20 protein-coding genes are annotated in these 17,871 nt (G+C 71.6%); 8 read left to right on the forward strand and 12 right to left on the reverse strand.

Translation table 11 applies throughout. The annotated features are described in order from the left end of the window. Positions 1 to 78: 78 nt before the first annotated feature. From IE237_RS39985 to IE237_RS40000, 4 genes are read right to left on the reverse strand one after another with little or no spacing between them, the layout of a single operon-like run. On the reverse strand, positions 79 to 753 hold the full coding sequence (locus IE237_RS39985) for a response regulator (RefSeq protein ID WP_189807139.1): 675 nt from the start codon (positions 751 to 753) through the stop codon (positions 79 to 81). Further along, positions 750 to 1,874 carry a sensor histidine kinase gene (locus IE237_RS39990; protein WP_189807154.1) on the reverse strand — a complete coding sequence of 375 codons (1,125 nt, stop codon included), beginning with the start codon at positions 1,872 to 1,874 and terminating at the stop codon, positions 750 to 752. Before IE237_RS39990 ends, IE237_RS39985 begins: the two co-directional genes overlap by 4 nt. A 58-nt stretch (positions 1,875 to 1,932) precedes the next feature. After that, a complete protein-coding gene (locus IE237_RS39995; protein ID WP_189807140.1) occupies positions 1,933 to 2,721 on the reverse strand; it encodes an ABC transporter permease in 789 nt (262 codons plus the stop codon). Continuing rightward, complete coding sequence (locus IE237_RS40000; protein WP_189807141.1) at positions 2,718 to 3,620, reverse strand: ABC transporter ATP-binding protein; 903 nt, start codon at positions 3,618 to 3,620, stop codon at positions 2,718 to 2,720. Before IE237_RS40000 ends, IE237_RS39995 begins: the two co-directional genes overlap by 4 nt. Before the next feature lie 146 nt (positions 3,621 to 3,766). On the opposite strand from IE237_RS40000, the gene IE237_RS40005 reads away from it, so the two are divergent. Beyond that, positions 3,767 to 4,333 (forward strand): GNAT family N-acetyltransferase, encoded by a 567-nt coding sequence (locus tag IE237_RS40005; protein WP_189807142.1) that lies wholly within the window; start codon positions 3,767 to 3,769, stop codon positions 4,331 to 4,333. Between the two features lie 14 nt (positions 4,334 to 4,347). On the opposite strand, the gene IE237_RS40010 is transcribed toward IE237_RS40005, so the two are convergent. The 6 genes from IE237_RS40010 to IE237_RS40035 form a co-directional block, all read right to left on the reverse strand. Beyond that, positions 4,348 to 5,853, reverse strand: a complete 1,506-nt coding sequence (locus IE237_RS40010) for a type IV secretory system conjugative DNA transfer family protein (protein ID WP_189807143.1) — start codon at positions 5,851 to 5,853, stop codon at positions 4,348 to 4,350. After that, a complete protein-coding gene (locus IE237_RS40015) occupies positions 5,854 to 7,248 on the reverse strand; it encodes an ATP-binding protein (RefSeq protein ID WP_189807144.1) in 1,395 nt (464 codons plus the stop codon). Between the two features lie 20 nt (positions 7,249 to 7,268). Further along, positions 7,269 to 8,822 carry an SCO6880 family protein gene (locus IE237_RS40020; protein ID WP_189807145.1) on the reverse strand — a complete coding sequence of 518 codons (1,554 nt, stop codon included), beginning with the start codon at positions 8,820 to 8,822 and terminating at the stop codon, positions 7,269 to 7,271. Then, entirely contained in the window at positions 8,819 to 10,138 is a 1,320-nt protein-coding gene (locus tag IE237_RS40025; protein ID WP_189807146.1) for a hypothetical protein, read from the reverse strand. The genes IE237_RS40020 and IE237_RS40025 overlap by 4 nt, the downstream gene beginning before the upstream one ends. After that, positions 10,128 to 10,964, reverse strand: coding sequence for a DUF8175 domain-containg protein (locus tag IE237_RS40030; RefSeq protein WP_189807147.1), 837 nt, complete (start codon positions 10,962 to 10,964; stop codon positions 10,128 to 10,130). Before IE237_RS40030 ends, IE237_RS40025 begins: the two co-directional genes overlap by 11 nt. Before the next feature lie 99 nt (positions 10,965 to 11,063). Then, on the reverse strand, positions 11,064 to 11,372 hold the full coding sequence (locus tag IE237_RS40035; protein ID WP_024757447.1) for a DUF8827 family protein: 309 nt from the start codon (positions 11,370 to 11,372) through the stop codon (positions 11,064 to 11,066). A 351-nt stretch (positions 11,373 to 11,723) separates the two neighbouring features. Between IE237_RS40035 and IE237_RS40040 the strand changes: the two genes are divergently transcribed. The 3 genes from IE237_RS40040 to IE237_RS40050 all read left to right on the forward strand — a co-directional run bounded on the left by IE237_RS40040 (position 11,724) and on the right by IE237_RS40050 (position 14,183). Then, positions 11,724 to 12,110 (forward strand): hypothetical protein, encoded by a 387-nt coding sequence (locus IE237_RS40040; RefSeq protein ID WP_189807148.1) that lies wholly within the window; start codon positions 11,724 to 11,726, stop codon positions 12,108 to 12,110. Between the two features lie 101 nt (positions 12,111 to 12,211). Next, positions 12,212 to 13,237: a C40 family peptidase gene (locus tag IE237_RS40045; RefSeq protein ID WP_370468352.1), complete on the forward strand. Its 1,026-nt coding sequence runs from the start codon at positions 12,212 to 12,214 to the stop codon at positions 13,235 to 13,237. A 223-nt stretch (positions 13,238 to 13,460) separates the two neighbouring features. Continuing rightward, positions 13,461 to 14,183, forward strand: a complete 723-nt coding sequence (locus tag IE237_RS40050; protein WP_189807149.1) for a phosphatase PAP2 family protein — start codon at positions 13,461 to 13,463, stop codon at positions 14,181 to 14,183. A 69-nt stretch (positions 14,184 to 14,252) separates the two neighbouring features. On the opposite strand, the gene IE237_RS40055 is transcribed toward IE237_RS40050, so the two are convergent. Next, complete coding sequence (locus IE237_RS40055) at positions 14,253 to 14,408, reverse strand: hypothetical protein (protein WP_189807150.1); 156 nt, start codon at positions 14,406 to 14,408, stop codon at positions 14,253 to 14,255. Between the two features lie 131 nt (positions 14,409 to 14,539). On the opposite strand from IE237_RS40055, the gene IE237_RS40060 reads away from it, so the two are divergent. Further along, positions 14,540 to 15,382, forward strand: a complete 843-nt coding sequence (locus IE237_RS40060) for an SCO4651 family lipoprotein (RefSeq protein ID WP_189807151.1) — start codon at positions 14,540 to 14,542, stop codon at positions 15,380 to 15,382. Between the two features lie 118 nt (positions 15,383 to 15,500). Beyond that, positions 15,501 to 15,686: a hypothetical protein gene (locus IE237_RS40065; RefSeq protein WP_189807152.1), complete on the forward strand. Its 186-nt coding sequence runs from the start codon at positions 15,501 to 15,503 to the stop codon at positions 15,684 to 15,686. A 24-nt stretch (positions 15,687 to 15,710) separates the two neighbouring features. On the opposite strand, the gene IE237_RS40070 is transcribed toward IE237_RS40065, so the two are convergent. Beyond that, complete coding sequence (locus tag IE237_RS40070; protein ID WP_229844235.1) at positions 15,711 to 16,064, reverse strand: metal-sensitive transcriptional regulator; 354 nt, start codon at positions 16,062 to 16,064, stop codon at positions 15,711 to 15,713. A 192-nt stretch (positions 16,065 to 16,256) separates the two neighbouring features. On the opposite strand from IE237_RS40070, the gene IE237_RS40075 reads away from it, so the two are divergent. Beyond that, positions 16,257 to 16,877, forward strand: a complete 621-nt coding sequence (locus tag IE237_RS40075) for a DUF47 domain-containing protein (protein WP_116159771.1) — start codon at positions 16,257 to 16,259, stop codon at positions 16,875 to 16,877. Between the two features lie 5 nt (positions 16,878 to 16,882). Next, positions 16,883 to 17,871 (forward strand): inorganic phosphate transporter (locus IE237_RS40080; RefSeq protein ID WP_189807153.1); only part of this gene is annotated, 989 nt, incomplete at its 3' end.

The raw sequence follows: 17,871 nt of genomic DNA on the forward strand, positions 1-17,871 counted from the left end.
ACCCCCGGACTTTGTCCGGGGGTTGAGGCATTTTTGCGTTCTAGGCTGTGGTCATGCGAGCGAGCCCTGATGGCCGGGTCACGGCGCCGGCGTCACCAGGCCCGTGTCGTAGGCCAGGATGACCGCCTGGACGCGGTCCCGGGTGCCCGTCTTCGCCAGGATGCGGCCCACGTGGGTCTTGACCGTGGACTCCGCCAGGTGGAGACGTTCCGCGATCTCCGTGTTGCTCCAGCCCTTGCCGATGACCGTGAGGATCTCGCGTTCCCGGTCCGTGAGGGCGGCCAGGCGGGCGTCCTCCGCCGGGGCGGGTGCCGGGGCCGCCGCGGGCGGGAGGTGGTGGATGTAGGCGTCCAGGAGGCGGCGGGTCAGGCTCGGGGCGACGACCGCGTCGCCGCCGGCCACCGCGCGGATGCCCGCGAGGAGTTCCTCGGGCTGGGCGTCCTTCACCAGGAAGCCGCTCGCGCCGGCGCGGAGGCCGTCGTACGCGTACTCGTCGAGGTCGAAGGTCGTGACGATCAGGATCCGGGTGCGGTCACCGGCCGCGACGATGCGGCGTGTGGCCTCGATGCCGTCCAGGCCGGGCATCCGGATGTCCATCAGGACGACATCGGGGTGGTGCCGGTCGACCAGGCGGATCGCCTCGGTGCCGTTCGACGCCTCGCCGACGACGGTCATGTCGTCCTGGCTCTCCAGCAGCATGCGGAAGCCGAAGCGCTGCATCGGCTGGTCGTCCGCGATGAGAACGGTCGTCACGAGGGGGAGTCCTCCAGGGGGATGCGGAGCAGGACCCGCCAGCCGCCGGTCGGCAGCGGGCCGGTCTCGAGTGTGCCGTCGTAGCGGGCCGCGCGCTCCCGCATTCCGGTGATGCCGTGGCCGCGGCCGGGCGGGGCGGACGGTGTGCCCGTGTCGGTGACGACCATCTCCAGGGCGCCGGGGCCGTACGAGAGGCTGACGGTCGCCGTCGCTGCGGCGCCCGCGTGTTTCAGGGTGTTCGTCAGGGCCTCCTGGAGCACCCGGTAGACCGTCAGCTGGGCGCCCGCCGAGAGCGCGGCTCCGGGCGGGGGCAGTTCGGCCCGGACCGGCAGGCCGGCTTTCCGTACGCCTGCGACGAGGTGTTCCAGGTCGGTCAGGGCCGGCTGCGGGGAGCGGGTCGCCGCCTCTCCCTCGTCGTGGAGGACGCCGAGGAGGCGGCGGAGTTCGGCGAGGGCCTCGCGGCTCGTCGTGCCGATGGCTTCGAGGGCCTGGGCGGCGCGCTCCGGGCTCTTCGCCGCCGCGTACCGGCCGCCGTCCGCAAGGGTCGTGATGACGGACAGGTTGTGGCCGATGATGTCGTGCATCTCGCGTGCGATGCGGGCGCGTTCGGCGGTGGCGGCGAGGCGGACCTCGTGGGCGCGTTCGTCCCGGCGGGAGCGGACCGCGATGCCGAGGAGGGCGACGAGCGCGTACGCCCACAGGGCGGGGATGACGCGCTGGTCCCAGGTCTCCGTGGGGAAGCGGACCGCGCCCGTCACCAGGGGCGGGACGAGCAGGGCCAGGGACCACAGGAGGGCGCGGGGCGGGCGGCTGAGCGCGATGTGGAAGAGCGGGAGCATCTGGAGGTACGCGGCCTGCAGGAAGGCTCCCGAGCTGTCGCTGACCAGGACGGCGCAGGCCATCACGGCGAGGACGGCCATGGGCCGGCGCCGGCGCCAGTAGAGCGGAACGGAGAGCGCCAGGCTCAGGGTGACCACGAGCCAGACCGGGACGGACGGGTCGCGGGCGGTGTTCCGCCAGCCGCCGGCCGCGTCCACGAGGGCCGCCGCCGCCCAGGTGACGGTGACCGTCGCGTCCCACACCCAGGGGCGCCGGGTGTCGAAGTCCCGGGCCCGGGCCATGAGCCGCTGGGCGTACCGGCTCGGGCCTGTCGTCTCCGTCGTCACTCCGTCATCATCCTCATACGTCCCGGCGGTTGAGCAACAGTGCGGGAATCGCGAGGGCCGCCGCCGCCCACAGGAGCAGGGCCAGGAGGGCCGCTCCGGGCGAGGCCGCGCCGGGGAGCGGGGTCGCGGAGCCGAGCGCGCCGGCCGCCTGGGTGGGGAAGTACCGGACGACCGTGTCCATCGCCTCGTACGGGAGCATCCCGAGGATCTCCGGGACGATCAGGACCCCGCCGACGAACGCGCCGATCGCGCCGGGCACCGAGCGGAGGGCCGCGCCGAGCCCGAGGGCGATCAGGCCGAGGAGGGTGACGCCGGCGGCGTTGCCCGCGACGGCGGCGAGGACGCCGTCGTCGGTGAGGGAGGCGGCCTGGTCGGTGTCGGAGAGGAAGGCCTGGGCGGTGACGAAGGTGAGCAGCGCGGTCAGGAGGGAGACCGTGAGGACGGTGGCCGTGTAGACCGCGGCCTTCGCCCACAGGACGGGGAGGCGGCGGGGGACGGCCGTCAGGGAGGCGCGGATCATGCCCGTCGCGTACTCGCCGGCGGTGACGAGGATGCCGAGGACGGCGAGGGCGATGCCGCCGAGCTGGGAGCCGTACAGGGTGAGGACGACGGTGTCGACGTCGGAGTCGCCGCCGTCGGAGGTGTAGGTGGCGCCCATGAGGATGCCGACGCCGAGCAGCAGTGCGGCCGAGGTGAGGACGGTGATCCAGGTGGAGCGGAGCGTCCGGAGCTTGTGCCACTCCGAGCGGAGGACCCGGGACGGGGTGATCGTGAGCGCGGGGGTGGTCGTCGTCGTGGTCATGCGGAGGCTCCCTGGTATTCGACGGCGTCGCGGGTGAGGTCCATGAACGCCTGCTCCAGGGAGGCGGCCTGCGGGGTGAGTTCGTGGAGGGGGACGGCGTGGGCGGCGGCCGCGCGGCCGATCTCGGGTGCCTCCAGGCCGGTGACGAGGAGGGTGTCCGGGGCCTCCGCGGTGATCCGGGCGCCGGGCAGGAGCGTGCGCAGGCGGTCCGCCTCCGGGGTGACGACCCTGACGCTCGCGCCGCCCGAGGTCCGTACGAGCTCGTCGACCGTGGTGTCGGCGAGCAGCCGGCCCTTGCCGATGACGATCAGGTGGTCGGCGGTGAGCGCCATCTCGCTCATGAGGTGGGAGGAGACGAGGACGGTGCGGCCCTCGGCGGCCAGGTTCCTGAGGAGGGTACGGATCCAGAGGACGCCTTCCGGGTCGAGGCCGTTGACCGGTTCGTCGAGGACGACGGTGGCCGGGTCGCCGAGGAGGGCGGCGGCGATGCCCAGGCGCTGGCCCATGCCCAGGGAGAAGCCCTTCACGCGCTTGTGGGCCACGTGGGTCAGGCCCGCCAGGGCGAGAACCCGCTCCACGCGGGCGCGTGGGATGCCGTGGGTGTGGGCCAGCGCCATGAGGTGGTGGCGGGCCGAGCGGCCGGGGTGCACGGATCGGGCCTCCAGGAGGGCGCCGACGTGGGTGAGCGGGGCGCGGTGGGCGGCGTAGGGGTGGCCGTCGACGGTGGCGCGGCCGCGGGTCGGGGCGTCGAGGCCGAGGATCATGCGGAGGGTGGTGGACTTTCCGGCGCCGTTGGGGCCGAGGAAGCCGGTGACGGAGCCCGGCCGGACGCTGAAGCTGAGGTCCTGGACGACGGTGGTGTCCCCGTACCGCTTGGTGAGGTTCTCTGCTCGGATCATGTCTCCGACGCTAGGGAGCGGGCCGCGGCAGGACGTCGGACCCGGGGAGGGCGTGCGCGGCCGGGCGTAGTACCCGGGTACGACGGGGGCTTGTGGTGAGGAAAAAGACCTTGTCAGGGGGGTCGGGGCTCGTCAGGATCGGCGGCATGGACTATTCGATACGCACCATCCGCGCCGAAGAGTGGGAGAAGACCCGCGAGATCCGGCTGGCCGCCCTCCAGGACCCGGTCGCGCACCTCGCCTTCCTCGACACGTACGAGACGGCCTCCGAGCGGCCCGACACCTTCTGGAAGGAGCGGGCGGAGGGCGCCTCCGAGACCGGCGACGGGAACGTGCGGCAGCTCGTGGCCGAGGGCGCGGACGGCAGTTGGGCCGGCACGATCACGCTGCTCGTGGAGCGCCCTTCGGACGAGGTGCGCTTCGGTGAGGCGGCGAAGGTCGACCAGACGCACATCGTCGGCGTCTACGTGCGCCCCGAGGCGCGGGGGACCGGCGTGATCGACGCGCTGTTCCGGGCGGGCGTGGAGTGGTCCTGGACGCTCCCGGACCCGGTGGTCGCGCGCGTCCGGCTGTACGTCCACGAGGAGAACGCGCGGGCCGCGGCCTTCTACCGGCGCTTCGGGTTCGCCGCGACGGGGGACAAGGTGGCGGTTCCGGGGGCCGACGGCGCGATGGAGCTCGAGTACGAGCTGACGCGTCCCGCGTCCGTCTAGGCGGCCTGCCGTACTCAGTGGCTGAGGGAGTCCTCCGGCCAGCGTGATCTGGCCTGTTCGGGGGAGCGCATCAGGGCCAGGGCCGGGAGGCCCTGGGTGTGGCCCGTGGTCAGGAGCTCCGGGAGCCGGGGGAACGGGGCCACCGCGGCGACGTCGTCGAGGACGAGGGTCAGTGGTGGGTCGAGCCGACCGTCGGATGACCGTGCGGCCATGCGGCGGCCGTGCTCGACCACGCTTGCGGCGAGGGCCGTGAGGAGCGGCATCGCGCCGGGGTGGGTGCGGGGATCCTCGATCGCCTCGCCCACCACGTAGAGGGTGCCCCCTTCGGCGACGAAAGATGCCAGCGCCAGCGAATCAGTTCGATTCGGTACGCACGCCTCGCGGATGTGGATCGACGACAGCGCGCCGAGCGCACGGGCCGTCAGTTCCTGTGCCATGCGGCGGCTTTCCGGGTGGGCGGTCAGCGCCGACTCCAGGAGACCCGCCAGGCCCGAGGCGGCCTTCGGGTGGCTGCGGAGGATGCGTACGGGCTCGTGGGCGCCCGCGCCCTGCGCCCAGCGGTGCACCTGCCGGAAGGGGCGGCCGTCGACGGCGGCGGCGTGCAGCCAGCAGCGCAGCAGCGTCTCGGCGGTGTCGGCGGTGGCCGCGTCGAGGCGGGAGTGCGGACGTACGGGGGCGAGCAGCGCGACCGCGCGTTCCTGCGCCACCGCCGGGTCCTCGCACTGCTCGGAGGGTGACCAGTGGAGCCGGGCGGGGGTGTCGCAGAGGTGGCCGGTGTCGTGGACCAGGACCGGGCCGAGTTTGCCGCGCGCGTCCTTGGTCGAGGACCAGACGGCGGGGTCGGAGGTGACGACCAGGACCGGGCCCTCCGCGTCCAGGATCGCCTCCACGGCGGCCGGACGGCGGGTCTCCGGGGGGCCGTAGACGGTGCGCGGGGTGGTTATGGGGGCCGGTGGGTCGGTGACGGGTGCGACCGCGGGTGCGGGGGCCGGTGCCGACGCCGGTGCAGATGCCGGTGTGGCTACGGGCGCGGGGGTCGGTGCGACTACCGGTTCCGGTTCCGGTGCCGGTTCCGGTGGGAGCTGCTCCGCCGGGCGGCGCGGGGCCGGGGGCGCGGCGGGCTCCTCCCGTACCCGTGCGGGAGTCGTCTCGTACGCCCCCGCCTTCCGGTTGGCGCGGACCGCTCGCCAGCGGGTCACCGTGCCCAGGACGAAGACCGCGAGGACCATCAGGATCATCGCCTCGCCGATCAGCAGGCCCCAGAAGAGGCCGTACCCCGACAGTTGGGCCGGCGGGGTGGCCGGCCAGGCCGCCGCGAGGTCCGTCGGGGCCGTCGCCAGGGAGCGCAGGGCCGACGGGGTGCCCGTGAAGGCGACCCCCTGCGGCCAGGCGCCGTGGGCGAGGAGGCCCGCCAGGCCGGTCGCCGTCCACACGAGGACCGTGAGGCAGAGGAGGAGGGCGAACAGGCTGAGGAGCAGCCCGTCGGAGACCCCTCCGCCTCCCTTCCGCGCCTGTTCCATCTAGGCCACCGTCGACTGCGAAGTGCCGTTCATCTGTTGCTCGATGAGGATGGCGCGCTGCTCGGTCTCCCACTCCAGCTCCGGGTCCGTCACGGAGGACTCCGTCATGGCGCGGTCGGTGTAGACGAGCGGGCGTTCCCTCTCGGTGATGAGGTGTTTGACCACCTGCACGTTGCCGTTGACGTCCCAGACCGCGATGCCGGGGGTGAGCGTCGGGATGATCTCGACCGCCCAGCGGGGCAGGCCGAGGACCCGGCCCGTGTTGCGTGCCTCGTCCGCCTTCTGGGCGTAGATGGTCCGGGTGGAGGCCATCTTGAGGATCGCCGCCGCCTCCTTGGCCGCCGCTCCGTCGACGACGTCGGAGAGGTGGTGGACGACGGCGACGAAGCTCAGGCCGAGGCGGCGGCCGAACTTCAGCAGGCGCTGGAACAGCTGGGCCACGAAGGGGCTGTTGATGATGTGCCAGGCCTCCTCGACGAGGAAGATGCGCTTCTTCCGGTCGGGGCGGATCCAGGTGTGTTCCAGCCAGACGCCGACGATCGCCATGAGGATGGGCATGGCGATGGAGTTGCGGTCGATGTGGGACAGGTCGAAGACGATCAGGGGCGCGTCGAGGTCGATGCCGACGGTCGTCGGGCCGTCGAACATGCCGCGCAGGTCACCGTCGACGAGGCGGTCGAGGACGAGGGCGACGTCCAGACCCCAGGCCCGTACATCGTCTATGTCGACGTTCATCGACTCCGCCGATTCGGCCTCCGGGTGGCGGAGGCGCTCGACGATGTCGGTGAGGATCGGCTGCCGGTCGGTGGTGTGCTCGGTGACGTACGCGTGGGCGACCTTGAGCGCGAAGCCGGAGCGCTCGTCGAGGCCGTGGCCCATCGCCACCTCGATGATCGTGCGGAGCAGCGCGAGCTGGCCCGTCGTGGTGATCGAGGGGTCGAGGGGGTTGAGGCGGATCCCGGCGTCGTTGGCGACCATCGGGTCCAGGCGGATGGGAGTTATCCCCAGCTCCTGGGCGATGAGGTTCCATTCGCCGACGCCGTCCTCGCCCTGGGCGTCGAGGACGACGACCTGCCGGTCGCGGAAGCGGAGCTGGCGGAGCACGTACGTCTTCTCCAGGGCCGACTTTCCGTTTCCGGATTCGCCCAGGACCAGCCAGTGGGGGGCCGGGAGCTGCTGGCCGTACAGCTGGAAGGGGTCGTAGATGTAGCCCTTGCCGCTGTAGACCTCGCGGCCGATGATGACGCCGGAGTCGCCGAGGCCGGGCGCGGCCGTCGGCAGGTAGACGGCCTGGGCCTGCCCGGTGGAGGTGCGGACGGGCAGACGGGTCGTCTCCACCTTCCCGAAGAGGAAGGCGGTGAAGGCTTCGGTGAGGACGGACAGCGGATCTCGCATGGGTCTGTGCCCCTTCGGCCTTAGCGGCGGATGCCGGTCGCGAACGGCAAGGTGTTCACAAAGGCCCGGTGGTGCTCGCGGTCGCACCACTCCAGCTTCAGATACGACTTGCCGGCGGAGGCCCTGATCGTGCGCTTGTCCCGGGCGAGGGCCTCGGGCGAACGCGACGACACCGTGATGTACCCGACGAGGTTCACTCCTGCCGCGCCGCTGGCGAGATCTTCACCCCGCTGGTCGAGCCGGCCGTGGGCGGCGATGTCGCGCGGGTCGACCGTGCGGTTCATCTTGGCGGCGCGGCTGGCGTCCGCCTCGTCGTTGGTCTTCTCGGTGAGCATGCGCTCGATGGCGACCTCGGTGGGCTCCAGGTCCATGGTCACGGCGACCGTGCGGATGACGTCCGGGGTGTGGACGAGGAGCGGGGCGAGGAAGTTGACGCCGACCGGGGTCATCGGCCACTCCTTCACCCAGGCCGTGGCGTGGCACCAGGGGGCGCGGGTGGAGGACTCGCGGGTCTTGGCCTGGAGGTACGTCGGTTCCATCGCGTCCAGTTCGGCCGGCCAAGCGTTTCGCTTCGTCATGGCCTGGATGTGGTCGATGGGGTGGTCCGGGTCGTACATGGAGTGCACGAGGGAGGCCAGCCGGGACTGCCCGAGGGGCTGGCGGACGCGGATGTCGGCCTCGGCGAGGCGGGCGCAGATGTCGGTGAGCTCGCGGGCCATGACGACGGCGAGACCGGCGTCGCGGTCGAGCTTGCGGGCGCCGGAGGCGTGGCGGGCGGCGCGGGCCATGGCGTTGGCCTCGGCGGCGAGCTCGCGGGTGTAGTGCATGCAGGCGACGAGGTAGGCGCGGTGCTGCTCGCTGGAGGTGGAGACCATCGACTGGAGCTGGTCGTACGACTCCTGGAGCCACGCGGGCGCGTGCGGGTCGCCGCGCTGGCCGACGTCCTTGGCGTGCGCGTCGGGGTCGGCGGGGAGCGTGCGGGCGAGCATCTGGAGGCGGGTCACGAAGCCGTCGCCGTTCGCGACGTGCTTCAGGAGGGTGCCGAAGCGGTCGACGAGGGCCTCCTGGTCCTCGCTGTCGCGCAGGCCGACGCCGGGGCCCTCGATCTCGATGGCGGCGGTGACGGTGCGGCGGTCGGCGTGCAGGAGGACGGCGATCTCGTCCGGGCCGAAGGGGGCGGCGAGCCAGCCGACGCGGCCGATGCCGGGGGGCGGGCCGACCTCGACCTCGCGGCCGTCGAGGCGGGTGCCGGCCTCGACGGCGATGGAGCGGTAGGCGGTGCCGCGCTTGAGCATCCGCTTGTAGCTGCGGTTGATCTCGAACCACTTGTAGAAGGTGCGGTGCTTGTACGGGAGGTACACGGCGGCGATCGCGAGCATGGGCAGGCCCGCGAGGAGGGCGATCCGCAGGGGGAGGAGGGGGACGAGGAGTCCGCTCATCATGCCGAGGAAGGCGCCGACGATGATCAGGGCGATCTCGCCGGTCTCGCGGTTCTTGCCGACGATCGCGTTGGGCCGGGCACGGCCGACGAGATACGTGCGGCGGGGCGCGACCGGCTGGGACTGGGTCGTCAACGCCCTGCACCTCCAGAGTTCTTGCGGTTGCTGTGCGGGGTTCCCGCGGTGGGACTGCTGCTACGGGGCGGGGGCGTCGCACCGCCGGTGCCGCCGCCTCCGCCGCGGCTGCTGTGCGCGGCCATGCCGCCCGACATGGGGTTGGCGGGGCGGGGCGCGGAGCCCTGGGCGCCGCCGCCGCTGTCGCGGGTGCTGTGGGTCTTGATGCCCTGGGAGACGAGGGACGCGGGGGAGGAGATGACGGCCGCGGCCGCGTTCTCGCCGGCGCGGTGGAGGCGGTTGTTGCGGGAGGCGGCGATCTCGTCGCCGAAGCCGGGGACGAAGCGGTAGATCATCGCGGAGGCGAAGATGGCGAGCAGGATGATCGAGAGCCCGGACACGACGGCGGAGACGGAGTCGGGGCCGGTGCCGGAGGAGAGCGCGCCGGCGAGGCCGAGGACGATCACGATGACCGGCTTGACCAGGATGATCGCGATCATGATGCCGGCCCAGCGGCGGACGTGGCCCCACATGTTCTTGTCGACGAGCCCGGAGTAGACGACGACGCCGAGGAGCGCGCCGACGTACAGCAGGACGGCGCGGAGGAACAGCTCCAGGTAGAGGACGCCGGCCGCGAGGACGGTCACCAGGGACACGATGATCAGCATGATGGGGCCGCCACCGATGCTGTCGCCCTTCTGGAGGGCCTCCTTGAAGCTGCCGAAGAAGATGTCGGTCTGCTGGCCGGTGCCGGAGGCGATGACCTCGGTGATGGCGTCGGTGGCGTTCACGACGGTGTAGAGGATCAGGGGCGTGAACGCGGAGGCGAGGACCGTCAGCCAGAGGAAGCCGATGGCCTCGGAGAGGGCCGTGGTGAGGGGGACGCCGCGGACGGCCCGCTTGGCGACGGCGAGGAGCCAGAGGAGGAGGGTGAGGAAGGTGGCGGCGGCGAAGACGATGGCGTACCGGCCGAGGAACTGCATGTTGGTGAAGTCGACGTCGGCGGTCTCTTTGACGGCCTTGGAGAGTTCGTCCACGACTTTGATGGCGGCGTCGGCGAAGCCGCGGGCGAGGGAGGAGAGGGGGTCGAGGGCGGTGGGGTCGGCGACGGGAGCCTTGTCGGCTCCGCCGCCGGTCTGCCCCTTCTCGCAGAGCTCGCGTGCCTGCCCCACGATGAGGCGGCACGGGTTGTCACTGGCGCTCGGGGACGGCGTCGGCGCCGTCGGCGGCGGTGTGGGCGCCGCCTGGGCGTTCGAGGCGAGCAGGAGTGGTGCACTGAGGAAGGCGACGGCGAGTGTGGCCGTCGCGCGACCCGCCAGGCTTCGGCTAGCGGGCATAGGTGAACCCTCCGTATCCCTCGACGGCCTCGGCGATCTCGTCGGCCATGGAGGCGCGGTTGTCCCCGTTGACCGGGGTGGGGCCCTCGTTCTGGGTGGAGGACTCCACGCGCCAGTCGCCCCCGACCCACGTGAGCTTCTCCGTGATGGTGAACCAGGTGGACGTGACGGGCTTGGTCGAGCCCGTTCCAGCGAGGCCGACCAGGCCGGTGCACCAGACCTCGACCGTCGCGGACGTGTCCGTGTAGTCCCGGACCTTGGCGCCGACCGGGATCGTGCGGGACACGAACGTCATGCCGGAGGGAGCCGCGCCGTTCGCGTCGAGCCCGATGCTCGCCAGGAAGTCGGGTGAGTACGAGGCGTCCAGCCGCTTCACGAGGTCGTCCGCGATCGCGGGGGCGTGGATGGTGCGCACGATCTCCTCGCGGGGACCGTCCTGGAACATCTCGACCGAACCCAGCGCCACCGCGTAGTTCGTCGCCGCGCTCTGGGCGCCCTGGTCGTCGTGGGCGTAGCCCGTGGGGATCGTGCCGTTCTTGCCGGTGACCGGGCGGACGCCCGTCGCCGAGGTGGGGGCCGTTCTGCCCGGTGTGCCGGAGCGGGGGCCGGCCGCGTCCGCCGGTTCGGTGCCGCCGCGGTTGGCGAAGGCGATGGCGGCGATGAGGAGGACCACCACGCCCACGACCGTGATGAGGGATCGGGAGCTGCGGACGGGGCGGCGGGCGCCGCCGTAGACGTCGCCGCTGTTGCCCTCGGGCAGGCGGGTCCGGGTCTGGCCCGAGCCGCCCACGCCGCCGAAGCTGTCGTGCTCGTCGCCGGGACTCATGCCGGGTACGCCCCCTCACTCGTTCGCGGGTACGGCCGTGCTTCAACATGACTGGGCATCAGGGAACGCATTCTCAGGAGGGTCGGGTCCGACGGGAGATCAGACGGCCATCCCGTACACGATGGTGAACAGCGTCCCCAGTGATCCGATGATGAAGACGCCGGTCAGACCGGCGACGATCAGGCCCTTGCCCTGCTCCGCGCTGAACGTGTCACGGAGGGCGGTCGCGCCGATGCGCTGCTTGGCCGCTCCCCAGATGGCGATGCCGAGACAGAGCAGGATGGCCACGGCCATCACGACCTCGATCATCACCTTGGCTTCGTTGCCCAGGCTCCCGAAAGGTCCCCAGTTCGGGGCGATTCCACCGATGATGGTGGTGATGTCGCCCTTTTCGGCCGCCAGGTACATGTAACTCACCGCCCCTGTTGGGTACTTGGTCGCCCCTGCCGGACGGCATGGGTCATCGCCCTATCTTCGCTGATGAAACCGCTCACGTGTGACGGCTTGACGGCTCTCTTTACCCGATCCCCGCACACTTGACCGATCTGACCGTCTTGACCTGCGGTGGTGTGGCCGGTTTTCATGCGAAGAAGCGTATGGTCACTCTGTGTATCACGGAGAGTGACTCCGGGCAATGATTGTCGTTGTTGCACTCTTGGGGCGGCGTCAGGCGCCCCGGAGCGGAATGAGTACGGGGCGGGCGGCGGGTGAGTAGCCGAGCGGAGGCGGCGGGGGCCGGCCCCGCGGTCCACTGAGGGCATGACGACGGATCAGCGCCCCTGGGTTCCCGCCCTGCCCGACCTCGACCCCGAGCGGGACGGCAACGCGTGCGTGCCCGGCGCGCTCGCCGCCGGCATCGCCGTCGTCGCCCACTTCTTCTGCGTCCTGGTCGTCGGCTTCTCCACCATGGCCACGGACAGCTGCGGCCCCGACGACTGCGCGCTCGCCGTCACCGGCCCCCTGACCGTCATGTACGGGGCGTACTACGCGACCTACGTCCTCACCCCGCTCGCGGTCATCGCCTCCCTGGTGCTGCCGTGGCGCCGGCGCTGGCGGCGTACGCGCACCCGGCTGGCGGTGCTGGCCCTGCTGCCCCAGGCCGTGATCGCCGGTTCCCTCTTCGCGCTGCTCGCCCTCGGCGAGTGACCGCCGTGTCGCGCAACGTCCCCGGAGGCATCCCCTCGGAGCGCCTCGCCGCCTAGACTGGCTCTCCGGGCGTACTGCCATGGGCCGAGGGGTGGTTGACGGTGCGTAGGGCTGGCAAGGCGTGGCTGGTGGCCGGCGGGGCCCTGGGGGTCTGTCTCGGCTTCGTCGCACTGCTCGTCGTCGGCACGTACTCCGCGGCGGCGGGGATCGCCGGCGGTTCGGCCGGCAAGAACGGCACCGTGGCCCTCGCGAAGGGGGCCGTCCCCGCGCTCTACCAGGGGCTCGTGCAGCGGTGGGGGAACCTGTGCCCCGCCATCAACCCGGCCCTGCTCGCCGCCCAGCTCTACCAGGAGAGCGGCTGGAACCCGCGGGCCGTCTCCCCGGCCGATGCCCGGGGCATCGCCCAGTTCATCCCCGGCACCTGGGCCGGACACGGCATCGACGGCGACGGGGACGGCGACCGGGACATCTGGGACCCGCAGGACGCGATCCCCTCGGCCGCCTCGTACGACTGCGAGCTCGCCGGATACGTGAAGGACGTGCCCGGGGACCCGGCGAGCAACATGCTGGCCGCGTACAACGCGGGCGCGTACCGGGTGATCAAGCACGGCGGGGTGCCGCCCATCAGCGAGACCCAGAACTACGTCCGCATCATCCGGTCCCTGGAGAAGAGCTTCGCCCGGCCGGTGGGCCGCGTCGCCCCCTCGCAGCAGGCCGCGGCCGCGATCGGGTACGCGCAGGAGAAGCTGGGCACCCCCTACCTCTGGGGCGGTACGGGAACGGCCGCGCAGAACGGCCGGTTCGACTGCTCGGGGCTCACCCAGGCCGCGTACGACAGCGTCGGCGTGACGCTGCCCCGCGTCGCCAACGACCAGTACAACGCCGGCCCGCACCCGGGCAGGGACGAGCTGCTCCCCGGCGACCTCGTGTTCTTCTCGGACGACCTGACGAACTCCCGGGCCATCCGGCACGTCGGGATCTACGTCGGCGGCGGCTACATGATCGACGCCCCGCGCACCGGTGCGGTGATCCGCTTCGACCGGATCGACACCCCGGACTACTTCGGCGCGACCCGCGTCACCCGGGAGGGCGCGGCGGCGCTGCCCACCCATCTGCCGCAGGCCTAGCGGGAGGAGACGGGCCGTCGGGCGGTCTTCGGGGCGTATCGGGCATGGCTGGAACTCTCCGTCATGCGCAGGCCCTGAGCTGCGGTGAACCGTCACTCTTCGGTAACGTCGTCATGATCCACCGGAGAGAGCGGAACGTGCGCCTCAGGCGGTTCGTTCCCTGATCCGACCGCTCTGACCACGGGGGTTGGAAACCAGACACGAGAGCAAGGGGCCGCAGCAGATGGCTGGACTCGCATCGGACGGCTCGAACCCCGATGTCAGCCTGCTCTACGACATCAACGGACTGGCCAAGGCCGCTCCGCCGTGGTTCGACCGCGTCATGGAGTTCGTGGGCGAGTACGGGATCGTGCTCGGGATGGTCCTCGTCGTGCTCTGGTGCTGGTGGAGCGTCCGCCGCCGCGGCACCCTCGCCGACTCCGTCCAGGCCGTCGCCGGGCTCGTCTGGGCCCCGCTGGCCGCCGGCATCGCCCTCCTCGTCAACATTCCCATCCGCGGCTTCGTCGAGCGCCCCAGACCCTTCAAGGACCACCAGGGCCTCGAGGTCCTCGTCGACGGGAAGACGGACTTCTCCTTCGTCAGCGACCACGCCACCCTCGCGATGGCGCTCGGCGTCGGCATCTTCGTCGCCCACCGCAGGTTCGGCCTGGCCGCCATCGCCCTCGCCCTCGCCGAGGGCTTCGCGCGCGTCTACATGGGAGTCCACTACCCGACCGACGTGATCGGCGGCTTCGCCCTCGGCACCGCCGTGGCGCTGCTCCTCGCCCCGGTCGCGCTCGCCCTGCTCACGCCCGTCGTCTCCGCCGTCGCCCGCTCCGGCCGCGGCGCCCGGCTCGTCCGCTCCCGCCGGGCCGAGGCGGCGCGCCGCCCCGAGACCGTCGGCATCCCCGAGCCGCGGATCGGCGGCCCCGCCCCGAGCAGCGGCCAGAACGACCTCGCCGCCTAGGAGCCGTGCGTACGGACGTGCTGCTCCGCGGGGTTCAGGGGCCGTCCGTACGGAGGTGCTCCGCGGGCCCTACGAGCCGTTCGTACGGAGGTGTTCCGCGGCGTCCGTGCGGGCCTTGTCCCGGGATCTGCGGGCCGGGCCCGTCCAGCCGCAGCTGCACCGTGCCAGCGCGAACGAGCCGCGCTCCGTCGTCGTCGTGGTGTGGGAGGAAGCCTGCGCGTGCACCCCACCACCGTACTGCGCGTGACGGCACGCGCCGACCGTCGTTATGCGGATCGGGTGTCCCCGGGCCCGAGGGCTCCGGGGACAGGGCGGGTCCCGGGCAAACAGCGGTGAGGCGTTGGGGGTTGGCGGCGATGGTGGTGCAGCGGTACGGACGTCCGCACGGTCTCGGGCGCGGGGCGTTCGCCGTCACCGCCGTCCTGGTCGGCTCCCTCGTCGGGACCGTCGCGGTCACGGGCTGCGCCGCCCCCGAGGACCCGAAGCCGGCCGCCGACCCCGCCCTCACCGTACGGAACGCCCCCGACGCGCTGGTGAAGGCCGGCAGTTCCAAGGCCAGCACCTCCATGGAGATGGCCTCCGGCGGCACCCGGGTCACCATCCGGGGCGAGGGCGGCTACGACTTCCGGCGCCGCACCGGACGGCTCGAAGTGCTGCTGCCGAAGGACCCGGCCGGAGCGAGCGAGCACCGGCCGATCACCGAGCTCCTCGCCCCCGGCGCGCTCTACATGAAGAACCGGGGCGCCGGAGTGCCCGCCGACAAGTGGGTCCGCGTCGACACCACCACCCTCGACGACGGGAACCTCGTCACCGGCGGGGCCACCGACCCGGCCGCCGCGGCGGAGCTGCTGCGGGGCGCCCGTGAGGTCACGTACGTCGGCGAGGTCGAGCTCGCAGGGGTGAAAGTCAGCCACTACCGGGGTGTCGCCGACATCGCGCACGCCGCCCGGGCCGCCTCCCCGCAGCTGCGGGGAGCGCTCGCCGCGGCGGCGAAAGGGTTCGCCAAGGACACGGTGCCCTTCGACGCGTACCTCGACGGGGAGGGGCGGCTGCGGAAGGTGCGCCACCAGTTCAGCTTCAGCAACCAGGGCCGGACGGTCGCGGTCGCCTCGACGACCCTGCTGTACGGCTTCGGGATCCCCGTCGAGGTGACGCTGCCGGACCGCCGCGACATCTACGCGGGGAAGATCAAGGCCTGACCTGGCCCGGTGGCGGCGCGGACCATCGGCAAATGGTCCGGACGTGTCATGCGCGGTGCGTGGCCCCGTCCCTACGCTGGGAGACCGCTGGGAGACCGACGCCGGCAGGAAGAGGTGGATGCGCGTGGCCCCGCCCGGTACAGCAACCGTGCCCGCAGACCCGGACTGCGTCGCCCTCGCCGAGATCGAGCTCTGCGGCGAGCTGATCATCGCGGCATCGGCCGCGGACGGGGAGCGGCTCAGCGCCGACCGGATCGACGAGGTGCTGCGGGTGGCGGCGGAGCGGGCCGCGGAGAACCGCTGACGGCACGGACCCGCCCCGCCCGCCTCAGGTGCGCATCATGCGGGCGATGGCCTTCGTGGCCTCCTCGACCTTCTCGTCGATGCCCGAGCCGGTGGCCGCCGCGTCCGCGACGCAGTGCCGCAGGTGCTCCTCCAGGAGCTGGAGGGCGAAGGACTGGAGCGCCTTCGTCGAGGCGGAGACCTGAGTGAGTATGTCGATGCAGTAGACGTCCTCGTCCACCATCCGCTGCAGGCCCCGGATCTGGCCCTCGATCCGGCGGAGCCGCTTGAGGTGCTCGTCCTTCTGCTTGTGGTAGCCGTGCACACCGTGCCCGTGGTCGGCCGGCTCGACGGCCTCGACGGCCTCGGGGGTGACCTGGTCCGCCTCGGTGGTCGTCATCGCGTCCTCCCGTTGTCCAATAAGGGGGTGTATACCCCTCGTGGGTATATGGTACCGAGCTCCGCCGATCCGGGCGGGGGCCCGTGCAGTTCACTGTGCCTGATGGGCGACACTGAGAGACGCCGGTTAGCCGTGGCCGGATGATGCGCCTAGCATCAGCCTGACCGAAACCCAGCACCCCGAGGACCTCACGTGCGATTTCGTCTGACCCCCAGGGAGACGAGCTTCTACGACATGTTTGCCGCGTCCGCGGACAACATCGTCACGGGCTCCAAGCTCCTGATGGAACTGCTCGGAGCGGAGCCTTCCGCCCGGGCCGAGATCGCGGAGCGGATGCGGGCAGCGGAGCACGCCGGTGACGACGCCACCCACGCGATCTTCCACCAGCTGAACTCCTCCTTCATCACGCCGTTCGACCGCGAGGACATCTACTCCCTCGCTTCGTCCCTCGACGACATCATGGACTTCATGGAAGAGGCCGTCGACCTGGTCGTCCTCTACAACATCGAAGAGCTCCCCAAGGGTGTCGAGCAGCAGATCGAGGTCCTGGCCCGGGCGGCCGAGCTGACCGCCGAGGCCATGCCGAACCTGCGGACGATGGCCAACCTCACCGAGTACTGGATCGAGGTCAACCGGCTCGAGAACCAGGCGGACCAGATCCACCGCAAGCTGCTCGCCCACCTCTTCAACGGCAAGTACGACGCCATCGAGGTGCTGAAGCTCAAGCAGGTCGTGGATGTGCTGGAAGAGGCGGCCGACGCCTTCGAGCACGTGGCCAACACGGTGGAGACCATCGCGGTCAAGGAGTCCTGAGCTTCGTGGACACCTTCGCTCTGATCGTGACCATCGGTGTCGCGCTCGGCTTCACGTATACGAACGGCTTTCACGACTCCGCCAACGCCATCGCCACCTCGGTGTCGACCCGCGCGCTGACCCCCCGGGCCGCGCTCGCGATGGCGGCGGTCATGAACCTCGCCGGTGCCTTCATGGGCAGCGGGGTCGCCAAGACGGTCAGCGAGGGGCTCATCGAGACCCCGACCGGTGACAAGGGGATGGGCATCCTCTTCGCCGCGCTCGTCGGCGCGATCATCTGGAACCTCGTCACCTGGTACTTCGGTCTGCCGTCCTCCTCCTCGCACGCTCTGTTCGGCGGCATGGTGGGCGCGGCGCTCGCCGGCGGCACCGAGGTGATCTGGGGAGGCGTGCTCGACAAGGTCGTCATCCCGATGTTCGTCTCCCCGGTGGTCGGCCTCGTCGTCGGCTACCTGGTCATGTGCGCGATCCTGTGGATGTTCCGCAAGGCCAACCCGCACAAGGCCAAGCGCGGATTCCGGATCGCCCAGACGGTCTCGGCGGCGGGCATGGCGCTCGGCCACGGTCTCCAGGACGCGCAGAAGACGATGGGCATCGTGGTGATGGCCCTGGTCATCGCGGATGTGCAGCAGTCCGGCGACGACATCCCGGTGTGGGTGAAGATCGCCTGTGCCGTGATGCTGTCCCTCGGTACGTACGCGGGCGGCTGGCGCATCATGCGGACCCTCGGCCGCAAGATCATCGAGCTCGACCCGCCGCAGGGCTTCGCGGCGGAGACCACGGGCGCGTCGATCATGTTCGGCTCGGCGTTCCTGTTCCACGCGCCGATCTCGACGACGCACGTCATCACCTCGGCGATCATGGGCGTCGGCGCGACGAAGCGCGTCAACGCGGTCCGCTGGGGCGTCGCCAAGAACATCATCCTCGGCTGGTTCATCACGATGCCGGCTGCGGCGCTGGTCGCCGCGCTGAGCTACTACGTGGTGCAGCTGAT

The organism is Streptomyces tanashiensis, from assembly GCF_014648895.1.
GTDB lineage: Bacteria > Actinomycetota > Actinomycetes > Streptomycetales > Streptomycetaceae > Streptomyces > Streptomyces tanashiensis.